This is a genomic window from Massilia sp. S19_KUP03_FR1, from assembly GCF_036688685.1.
Lineage (GTDB): Bacteria > Pseudomonadota > Gammaproteobacteria > Burkholderiales > Burkholderiaceae_D > JALYUM01.
Map to the genome: position 1 here is coordinate 316208 of NZ_JAQQPS010000004.1, position 10183 is coordinate 326390.

The following is a 10183-nucleotide window of genomic DNA, read 5'->3' on the forward strand; positions in this document are numbered from 1 at the left end:
AAGTGCTGCCGGCGCCGATTTACAGTAACTTGGCGGCAGCCAGGCCGCTGCGCACGGCGGACTCCAGGGTGGCGGGATAGTCACTTGCGGTGTAGTCGCCCGCCAGCACCAGGCCCGGAACGCCAATCTGGTTGCCCGGGCGCTGCAAGCCTGCGCTGCAGGCAAACGTCGCGCGTTTTTCGGCGATCACCCGGGTCCACGCCGGTTGCTGCAAGGCGGGCAGTTGCAGCGCCGCGGCCAGCTGGCCAGCGACGGCCTCGGCAAGCATCCCCTGGTCGAGTCGCGTCGCTGCCGTGGCCGCGCTGACGACCACCGACAGCAAGCCCGCCTGCGCCGCGTCCAGTTGGCCCCGGTCGAACACGAACTGCCCCCAGTGGCCGACGGCCGCATCGTCGAGCAGGGCGTACATGGGCCGCGCGAGACGCAAGGCCGCATCGTATTGCAGGTAGACGGTGACGATGGGCTCGTAAGTAAACGCATCGAGTTGTGCCACCGTCGCCGCAGCGCCAGGGATGTCGCGCAGCAAGTGCGCGCTTTGGCCCGGCGGCGTGGCCAGCACCACCGCATCAAACGCTTGGGCGCCATGCACGTGCCACTGGCCGTCGAAGGCCAGCTGGTTGACGTTGGCGCCCAGCCGCACCGTGCCGCCGTGCTGTTCCACATAGCGGCCTGCCGCGACCGGAAACAGCGTGCCCAGGTCGACCCGTGGCAGCAACATGTCGGACGCCTTGCGCCGCGCCCCCAGGCTGTCGCGCAGCACGGCCAGAAAGACCTTGGCCGAGGCCTGTTCCAGCGGCGTGTTCAGCGCCGCCAGGCAGAGCGGGCGCCACATTAGCCGAATCAGATTGTCGGTCTGATCAAAGCGCGCCAGCAGTTCGGCGACACTGCAATCGACGTGCAGGGTCCAGCCCATCCAGCGCGCACTGGTGTTAAAGCGCGCCAGCGACAGCTTGTCGGCCCGGCTCAAGCCGGTCGCGCGCAGCAGCGCGACGCCGACGTGCAGCGGCGCCGGCAAGCGCGCCGCAATAAAATCCATGCCGCCGCTGCCGGGCGGATAGCGCATCTGCAGCGGCAGGCGCAGCAGGGCCGAGCGGGCATCGACGCCGACCCGCTTCATGATTGCCAGCGTCTGGCTGTAGGCGCCCAGCAGGATATGCTGGCCGTTGTCGAGCACCTGGCTGTTGAACTCGAAGGCACGGGCGCGCCCGCCCAGCGTGCGGCTCGCTTCGAACAGCGTCACCGTGTGGCCACGCCGTGCCAGTTCGACGGCGGCCGTGCAGCCGGCCCAGCCGGCGCCGACCACGGCGACGGTTCTAGTTGCGCACATAAGTCTTCCACGCCAGCCACAGCTTGCGCACCGGCGTGAGCGAGATGCGCTGTGTCAGGACGTGGAAGTGATCGTTTTCGATTTCGCTGAGCAGGGTACGGTAGATCGCCGCCATCATCAGGCCGGGCCTTTGACTACGCCGGTCCTGTTTCGGCAGCAGCGCAAACGCTTCGTCGTAGACCGTTTGCGCGCGCGCGACCTGGAACGCCATCAGTGCTTCGAATTTGTCGGAATGGCGCGCATTGAGCAAATCCGCAGCGGTCACGCCAAACTGTTGTAACTCATTGACCGGCAAATAAATCCGGCCCTTTCTCGCATCTTCGCCGACGTCGCGGATGATATTCGTCAGCTGGAACGCCAGCCCCAGTTTCTCGGCGTATTCCAGCGTTTTCGGATCGGTCACGCCGAAGATACTGGCCGATAAAATGCCGACCACGCTGGCCACGTGCCAGCAGTAATTCTGCATCGCCTTGTAATCGAGATAGCGGGTCTGGTTCAAGTCCATTTCCATGCCGTCGATAATGGCTTGCAGGTGTTCTTCCTTCAGATTGTAGACGGCCAGGTGCGGCTGCAAGGCCAGCATCACCGGGTGGGTCGGCGTCGCCTTGTAGGTGGTCGACACTTCCGTGCGCCACCATGCCAGCTTGATGCGGGCAATCGATTCGTCGGTGCATTCGTCGACGGTGTCGTCGACTTCGCGGCAAAAGGCATATAGCGCCGTGATGGCGCGGCGCCGTTCCGGCGGCAGGAACAGGAAGCTGTAATAAAAGCTGGAACCGCTCTGGACGGTTTTTTGTTGGCAGTATTCGTCGGGAGACATAGTTCGTAAAGGTAGGCGGAGCCGAATTCGCTATCTTAGCAGTTGGCGACCTGCCAAGGCTACATCCGGCAAGCCTTGATGACGATCGCAATCCAGTCGCGCTTGCCCAGCTTAGGGCGCTGGCCGAATACGTCATAGCCGACCCGGTCGAGGCGCTCGAGAATGCGCAGGCCGCCTTGCACCATCATCCGCAATTCCCAGCCGATGCGCCCCGGCAGACGCTTTGCCAGCGGCGCGCCGGACAGCATCAGTGCGCGCGCCCGCGCCACTTCGAATTGCATCAGCGCCTGGAATGGCTGGCCCGCGGCGCTGGCAGCAATATCTTCTTCGCGCACGCCAAAGCGCGCCATATCGTCCTGGGGAATATAGATGCGCTGTTTTTTCCAGTCGATCGCCACGTCCTGCCAAAAATTAATCAGTTGCAGCGCACTGCAAATGGCGTCCGAATCGCGCACGTTGCGCGCATCGGCAGCGCCGTACAGCGACAGCATCAGCACGCCCACCGGATTGGCCGAGCGCGCGCAATAATCGAGCAGGGCCGGATAATCGGCATAGCGGGTGGTGACGATATCCTGGCGAAACGCCGACAATAAATCGCGCATCGGCTGCAGCGGCAAATCAAACTGGCGCACGATCTGGCCGAGCCGATCGAACAGCGGCGAGGGCGCCAGCGCGCCTGCGCCAATGGCATCGAGTCCGGCATCGTACGCGGCCAGCGCCGCCAGCCGTTCGGCCGGCGTCGCATCGCCCTCGTCGGCAATATCGTCGGCACTGCGGGCAAAGGCATAAATGGCTTCGACTGCCGGTGCCAGTCGGCGCGGCAACAGGATCGATGCGACCGGAAAATTTTCGTAATGATCGACAGCCATGTGGAATTGAACCGTGTTGAAAGAGTGCGCATGGTAACAGCGACGTGCATCGGTCTGGCACGGCAGCCAAAAAACGTCCATGCTGTCAGAAAATCCAGTAAAATACCGGGTTGAAGTTGGAGCCCACAAACAAAAGAAGTGCAGGGTGGCCGATCCGGGTGTTGAATCTGGAAACCGGACACCCTTTGTTTTTGTGTAGAAAATGCACTCTGCGCGAGGATGGCGAAATTGGTAGACGCACCAGGTTTAGGTCCTGACGCCCTCATCGGTGTGGGGGTTCGAGTCCCCCTCCTCGCACCACGAACAATTTAATTTTTTGGACGATCTTTATAATGGCAACTGCAGTCGAAACCCTTGGCAAACTCGAACGTCGCCTGACGATCTCTTTTCCGCTGACTGACGTCCGTACGGAAGTTGAAAAGCGCCTCAAAAAGCAGGCCAAGACGGCCAAGGCGCCGGGCTTCCGTCCAGGCAAAGTGCCGATCAAGATGGTCGCCGCCCAGTACGGTTACCAGATCGAATCGGACGTGTTGAACGACCGCGTCGGCCGCGCCTTCAATCAGGCTGCGAACGAAAACCAGCTGCGCGTTGCCGGCTTCCCGAAAATCGAGCCAAAAGATGCAGCCGATGAAGGCATGCTGAGCTTTGAAGCCACGTTTGAAGTGTTCCCTGAGTTCACCATCAGCGAGCTGTCCGGCGTCGACATCGAAACCGTGCAAGCCGAGGTGTCGGATGCCGAAATCGACAAGACCATCGACATCCTGCGCAAACAGCGCGTGCACTACCACGCCAAGGGCGTAGCAGGCGAGCACGGCGATGGCGGCGAGCCAGTCGCAGCCGCCGGCGACCGCGTCACCGTTGACTTCACCGGCGCCATCGACGGCGTTGAATTCCCAGGCGGAAAAGCAGACGATTACCAGTTCGTGCTGGGCGAAGGCCGCATGCTGCCGGAATTCGAAGCCGCAACCCTGGGCTTGAAAGTTGGCGAAAGCAAGACTTTCCCACTGGCTTTCCCAGAGGACTACCACGGTAAAGATGTGGCCGGCAAGACCGCCGACTTCACCATCACCCTGAAACAACTCGAGTGGGCGCACCTGCCAGAAGTTGACGCAGAATTCGCCAAATCGCTGGGCATCGAAGACGGCGACGCGACCAAAATGCGCGCTGACATCAAGGTCAACCTGGAACGCGAAGTTGCCGGCCGTGTCAAAGCGCGCAACAAGGAAGCCGTCATGGACGCCCTGGTTGCCGCCACCGAAATGGACGTGCCACAAGTCATGATCGAGCAGGATTCGGAACGCCTGGCCGAGCAGACCCGTGCCGACATGTCGCAGCGCGGCATGGATGTGTCGAGCATGCCTTTCCCGAAAGAGCTGTTCGCCACCAAGGCCGAACGCCGCGTGCGCCTGGGCCTGATTCTGTCGCAACTGGTCGGTGAAAACAATCTGCAAGCCACCAGCGAGCAGGTCAAAGCCCAGATCGAAGATTTCGCGCAGAGCTACGAAGACCCGAAAGAAGTCCTGAAGTACTACTACAGCGACCGTAATCGCCTCGGTGAGATCGAAGCCCTTGTATTGGAAGAAAACGTCGTTAACTATGTTCTCGGTAAAGCGAAGGTCACGACCAAAGCGGTCGCCTTCGATGAATTGATGGGCAACAACGCACAGGCTTAAACGCTTATCCGGCTCCGGCCGGGTAGTCGTCCAGGCTCTTCTAGACACACATGAAAGAGACATATGAACCATAATCCGGCATTGGATACCCAAGCACTCGGCCTCGTGCCGATGGTCGTCGAGCAGAGCGGTCGTGGCGAACGCGCCTACGACATCTACTCGCGCCTGCTGAAGGAGCGTGTGATTTTCATGGTGGGCCCGGTCAACGACCAGATGGCCAACCTGATCGTTGCGCAGCTGTTGTTCCTGGAAAGCGAAAATCCGGACAAGGACATTTCGCTGTACATCAACTCGCCTGGCGGGTCGGTGTCGGCGGGTCTGGCGATTTTCGACACGATGAATTTCATCAAGCCAGATGTGTCGACCTTGTGCACGGGCCTGGCTGCCTCGATGGGCGCCTTCCTGCTCGCCGCCGGCACCAAGGGCAAGCGGTTTTCGCTGCCGAACTCGCGTGTCATGATTCACCAGCCGTCCGGTGGATCGCAGGGCATGGCGTCGGACATTGAAATCCAGGCCAAGGAAATCCTGTACCTGCGCGAGCGCCTGAATAAAATCATGTCCGAGCGCACCGGCCAGACCATCGAACAGATCCACAAGGATACCGACCGCGACCGCTTCATGTCCGCTGACGAAGCCGTCGAATACGGCCTGATCGACCAGGTTCTGACCACTCGCGCTTGATGCATGCAATCTGGTTGATCGATGCATCGACCGGGATGCATGCATCCCCTAAAAAACGCCCGGACGCAGTACGTTCGGGCGTTTCTTTTTTATTTCGGTTAGCATGAGGTCCTGTCTCGCCTTGCGCGTACCCGATCAGCGTTGTATCCACAGTAATTAAAGAAACCTGCCCATGTCCGACAAAAAATCCTCCAGCGGCGAAAAGCTCTTGTACTGCTCGTTCTGCGGCAAGAGTCAACACGAGGTCAAGAAACTCATCGCCGGTCCGTCCGTGTTCATTTGCGACGAGTGTATCGACCTCTGCAATGACATCATCCGCGACGAAACGTCCGCAGTCGACACCGTGGCCGGCGCCAAGTCCGACTTGCCGACGCCGCACGAAATCGCCGAACTGCTGAACCAGTACGTGATCGGCCAGCAGACTGCCAAGCGCATCCTGTCGGTGGCCGTGTACAACCACTACAAGCGCCTCAAGCACTTGGGCAAGAAGGACGAAGTCGAACTGGCCAAGAGCAACATCTTGCTGGTTGGCCCGACCGGCTCGGGTAAAACCCTGCTGGCCCAGACCCTGGCGCGCATGCTCAACGTGCCGTTCGTCATCGCCGACGCCACCACGCTGACGGAAGCCGGCTACGTGGGTGAAGACGTCGAAAACATCATCCAGAAGCTGCTGCAAAGCTGCAACTACGACGTGGAAAAGGCCCAGCGTGGCATTGTCTACATCGATGAAATCGACAAAATCTCGCGTAAATCGGACAATCCTTCGATCACGCGCGACGTGTCCGGAGAAGGCGTCCAGCAAGCGCTGCTGAAACTCATCGAGGGCACCATGGCCTCGGTGCCGCCGCAGGGCGGGCGCAAGCATCCGAACCAGGATTTCATCCAGATCGACACGACCAACATCATGTTCATCTGCGGCGGCGCATTTGACGGCCTGGTCAAAATCATCCAGAACCGGTCCGAAAAAAGTGGCATTGGTTTTGGTGCAACGGTGAAAAGTCAGAGCCAGCGTTCCAACAGCGATGTGCTGCTGGAAGCGGAACCGGAAGACCTGATTAAATTCGGCCTGATTCCGGAACTGGTCGGTCGTTTGCCGGTTGTTGCAACATTGGCAGAATTGACTGAAGAAGCGCTGATTCAAATTCTGGTCGAGCCAAAAAATGCGTTGATCAAGCAATATTCGAAATTGCTGGAAATGGAAGGCGCGGAATTGGAAATTCGCCCGGCCGCAATGCACGCGATTGCCCGCAAAGCGCTGGCGCGCAAGACCGGCGCACGTGGTTTGCGCTCGATTCTGGAGCATGCTTTGCTGGACGTGATGTACGATTTGCCGAACCAGCAAAATGTGGTGAAGGTTGTGATTGATGAGAATACGATCACGAACGGTGCCAAACCGTTATTGATTTATAGCGAACCGGCAAAAGCTTCAGGCGAAAACTGATAAATATGCCGTGCGCACGCAACAAAAAGGCTGGAAATTTTAATTCTTGGCGGTACAATTTACCTCAATAAGAGAAATCGGCTTCACTCGAAAAGCCACTCGCAGCGTAAGCTGCGCAGTGGCTTTTTTCTTTGATGCCTTTTTAACTTGTTCTTTATGATGGTATTTGAAACAAGTTAATGAACGCCAGGTAGTTCGCTACCGGGCACTTTGTTTTAACTTGTAGAAATATTTTTGCGGTGGCCTTGTGAAGCGCAGCGCCGCTCCCAATATCATCAACACGCTCTCTATAAGGTATGCCATGACAACTTCCAAATTAACCGAGCAAACGACTCTGCCTCTCTTGCCGTTACGCGACGTGGTCGTGTTCCCGCATATGGTGATCCCACTGTTTGTCGGCCGTCCAAAATCGATCAAGGCCCTCGAAGCCGCGATGGAGCAGGGCAAGAGCATCATGCTGGCGGCCCAGAAGGCCGCCGCCAAGGACGAGCCGTCCGCGGACGATATCTATGAGATCGGTTGCGTCGCCAACATCCTGCAAATGCTGAAACTGCCTGACGGTACCGTCAAGGTTCTGGTTGAAGGCGCCCAGCGTGCGCGCATCAACAAGATCAGCGATTCGGACACCCACTTCGTGGCCGAGCTCACGCCTGTGAATTCCGAAGTCGGCGACGACTCCGAAGTCGAAGCCATGCGGCGCGCGATCGTGCAGCAGTTCGACCAGTACGTCAAGCTCAACAAAAAAATTCCACCGGAAATCCTGGCGTCGCTGGCCGGTATCGATGACGCCGGTCGCCTGGCCGATACCGTGGCCGCGCACCTGCCGCTCAAGCTCGAGCAGAAGCAAGTGATCCTGGAAATTTTCAACGTCGCCAAGCGCCTCGAGCACCTGCTCGGCCAGCTTGAAGGCGAGCTCGACATCCTGCAAGTTGAAAAACGTATCCGCGGCCGCGTCAAGCGCCAGATGGAAAAATCGCAGCGCGAGTACTACCTGAACGAGCAGGTCAAGGCCATCCAGAAAGAACTGGGCGAAGGCGAAGACGGCGCCGATATCGACGAACTCGAAAAGAAAGTCGTTGCCGCCAAGATGCCGAAGGAAGCCCTCGACAAGGCCACCGCCGAGCTGAAAAAACTCAAGCTGATGTCGCCGATGTCGGCCGAAGCCACCGTCGTGCGCAACTACATCGACACCCTGGTCGGTTTGCCATGGAAGAAGAAATCCAAGGTCAACAACGATCTGGCGAATGCCGAAAAAGTGCTCGATGACGACCACTTTGGCCTCGACAAGGTCAAGGAACGCATCATGGAGTACCTCGCGGTGCAACAGCGCGTGGATAAACTGAAAGCGCCGATCCTGTGCTTCGTCGGTCCTCCTGGCGTCGGCAAGACCTCGCTGGGCCAGTCGATTGCCAAGGCGACCAACCGCAAGTTCGTGCGCATGGCCTTGGGTGGCGTGCGGGACGAGGCCGAGATCCGCGGTCACCGTCGTACGTATATCGGTTCGATGCCGGGCAAGGTGCTGCAATCGCTGGCCAAAGTCGGCGTGCGCAACCCGCTGTTCCTGTTGGATGAAATCGACAAGATGGGCGCGGATTTCCGCGGCGATCCATCGTCCGCCCTGCTCGAAGTGCTGGACCCGGAACAGAACCACACGTTCTCGGACCACTACATCGAAGTCGATTTCGACCTGTCCGATGTGATGTTCGTGGCGACGTCGAACTCGTTCAACATTCCACCGGCGCTGCTCGACCGCATGGAAGTGATTCGCCTGTCGGGTTACACCGAAGACGAAAAGACCAGCATCGCGCAGCGTTATCTGTTGCCGAAGCAAATCAAGGCGAATGGTCTGAAGGAAGGCGAAATCGCCGTCGACGAATCGGCACTGCGCGACATCATCCGTTACTACACCCGGGAAGCCGGCGTGCGCTCGCTGGAACGCGAAGTGTCGAAAATCTGCCGCAAGGTCGTCAAGATGCTCCTGCTGACCAAGACCGAGAAAAAGGTCACGGTCGACGGCAAGAACCTGGATAAATTCCTGGGCGTGCGCCGTTACGATTTCGGCGTGGCCGAGAAAGAAAACCAGGTTGGCCAGGTGGTCGGTCTGGCATGGACCGAAGTCGGCGGCGATTTGCTGACGATCGAGGCCGTGCAGGTGCCAGGTAAAGGTGTGGTGATTCGCACCGGTACGCTGGGCGACGTGATGAAGGAATCGATCGATGCCGCCCGCACGGTGGTGCGTAGCCGCGCGGCGCGCCTGGGTATCAAGAACGAGGTGTTCGAGAAAACCGACATTCACATCCATGTGCCGGAAGGTGCGACGCCGAAAGACGGACCTTCGGCGGGTGCCGCGATGACAGTGGCGATGGTGTCGGCGCTGACTGGCATTCCGGTGCGCGGCGACGTGGCCATGACCGGCGAGATCACGCTGCGCGGCGAAGTGTTGCCGATCGGCGGCTTGAAGGAAAAACTGCTGGCGGCGCATCGCGGCGGCATCAAGACCGTGCTGATCCCTGAGCAGAATGTGAAGGACCTGGCCGAGATTCCTGACAACGTCAAGAACAAGCTCGAGATCGTCCCGGTGCGCTGGATCGACAAGGTCCTTGAGATTGCCCTGGAACGCATGCCTGAGCCAGTTGTAGAGGCCTTGCCGGTGGTTGCGGCGGCAGCGCAGCCGGCGGTGGCGGATGTGGTCAAACACTAAGCTGGTTTGATGTGATGAACAGGCGCCCGCTGTGGCGCCTGTTTTTTTGTGCACGCGGCTAACGCAAGCGGCTTATGGGTCCCGGCCTGCGCCGGGAAGACGGTCTTGCGGCCAGTGGCCGCGCGCAGCGTAGACGCCACGCTCGGTTGAACTTTCTTGACAGAAATCACCCCCGCTTGTTTAATACGCCCTTGAGTTTTTACAATGTTGGCGTTCGCGCCATCGAATTATTGAACGAGGACAAGAGTGAACAAGGCAGAACTAATTGAAGAAATCGCGAAGTCGGCGGATATTACCAAGGCTTCCGCGACACGCGCACTCGACGCCATGCTCCACGCCGTGACGACGACCCTGAAAAACAATGACAGCGTCACCCTGGTCGGTTTCGGCACCTTCACGGTCGGCGACCGCGCCGAGCGTACCGGCCGCGATCCGCGCACCAAGGAAGCGATCAAGATTAAAGCTGCCCGCGTCCCGAAATTTAAGGCTGGTAAAGCGCTTAAAGATGCTGTAAACTAATTGCCTTCGGTGCGGTGACAAGCATCGGAAGCATGACTGGCAATTGATCGCCGTTATGTCGTTGTTGTGTTTCGGGGAGTGGTAGTTCAGTTGGTTAGAATGCCGGCCTGTCACGTCGGAGGTCGCGGGTTCGAGTCCCGTCCGCTCCGCCA

General features: G+C 59.1%; 8 protein-coding genes and 2 tRNA genes. 7 read left to right on the forward strand and 3 right to left on the reverse strand.

What is annotated here, in order from left to right:
- Window positions 1-19: 19 nt before the first annotated feature.
- From hpnE to hpnC, 3 genes are read right to left on the reverse strand one after another with little or no spacing between them, the layout of a single operon-like run.
- Entirely contained in the window at window positions 20-1327 is a 1308-nt protein-coding gene (gene hpnE / locus V6M87_RS06465) for a hydroxysqualene dehydroxylase HpnE (protein ID WP_332875772.1), read from the reverse strand.
- Window positions 1314-2147: a presqualene diphosphate synthase HpnD gene (hpnD, locus tag V6M87_RS06470; RefSeq protein ID WP_332875773.1), complete on the reverse strand. Its 834-nt coding sequence runs from the start codon at window positions 2145-2147 to the stop codon at window positions 1314-1316. Before hpnD ends, hpnE begins: the two co-directional genes overlap by 14 nt.
- Before the next feature lie 59 nt (window positions 2148-2206).
- A complete protein-coding gene (gene hpnC / locus V6M87_RS06475; protein ID WP_332875774.1) occupies window positions 2207-3016 on the reverse strand; it encodes a squalene synthase HpnC in 810 nt (269 codons plus the stop codon).
- Between the two features lie 213 nt (window positions 3017-3229).
- Here hpnC and V6M87_RS06480 point away from each other — a divergent pair.
- The 7 genes from V6M87_RS06480 (at window position 3230) to V6M87_RS06510 (ending at window position 10183) form a co-directional block, all read left to right on the forward strand.
- Window positions 3230-3316: transfer RNA gene (locus V6M87_RS06480), tRNA-Leu, on the forward strand.
- A gap of 32 nt (window positions 3317-3348) precedes the next feature.
- Entirely contained in the window at window positions 3349-4689 is a 1341-nt protein-coding gene (gene tig / locus V6M87_RS06485) for a trigger factor (RefSeq protein WP_332875775.1), read from the forward strand.
- A 63-nt stretch (window positions 4690-4752) separates the two neighbouring features.
- Window positions 4753-5370, forward strand: coding sequence for an ATP-dependent Clp endopeptidase proteolytic subunit ClpP (clpP, locus tag V6M87_RS06490; RefSeq protein WP_332875776.1), 618 nt, complete (start codon window positions 4753-4755; stop codon window positions 5368-5370).
- 172 nt (window positions 5371-5542) lie between these two features.
- Window positions 5543-6811, forward strand: coding sequence for an ATP-dependent Clp protease ATP-binding subunit ClpX (gene clpX, locus V6M87_RS06495; RefSeq protein ID WP_332875777.1), 1269 nt, complete (start codon window positions 5543-5545; stop codon window positions 6809-6811).
- A gap of 301 nt (window positions 6812-7112) precedes the next feature.
- A complete protein-coding gene (gene lon / locus V6M87_RS06500) occupies window positions 7113-9512 on the forward strand; it encodes an endopeptidase La (RefSeq protein WP_332875778.1) in 2400 nt (799 codons plus the stop codon).
- 246 nt (window positions 9513-9758) lie between these two features.
- Window positions 9759-10031 (forward strand): HU family DNA-binding protein, encoded by a 273-nt coding sequence (locus V6M87_RS06505; protein ID WP_332875779.1) that lies wholly within the window; start codon window positions 9759-9761, stop codon window positions 10029-10031.
- 75 nt (window positions 10032-10106) lie between these two features.
- Window positions 10107-10183, forward strand: a tRNA-Asp gene (locus tag V6M87_RS06510).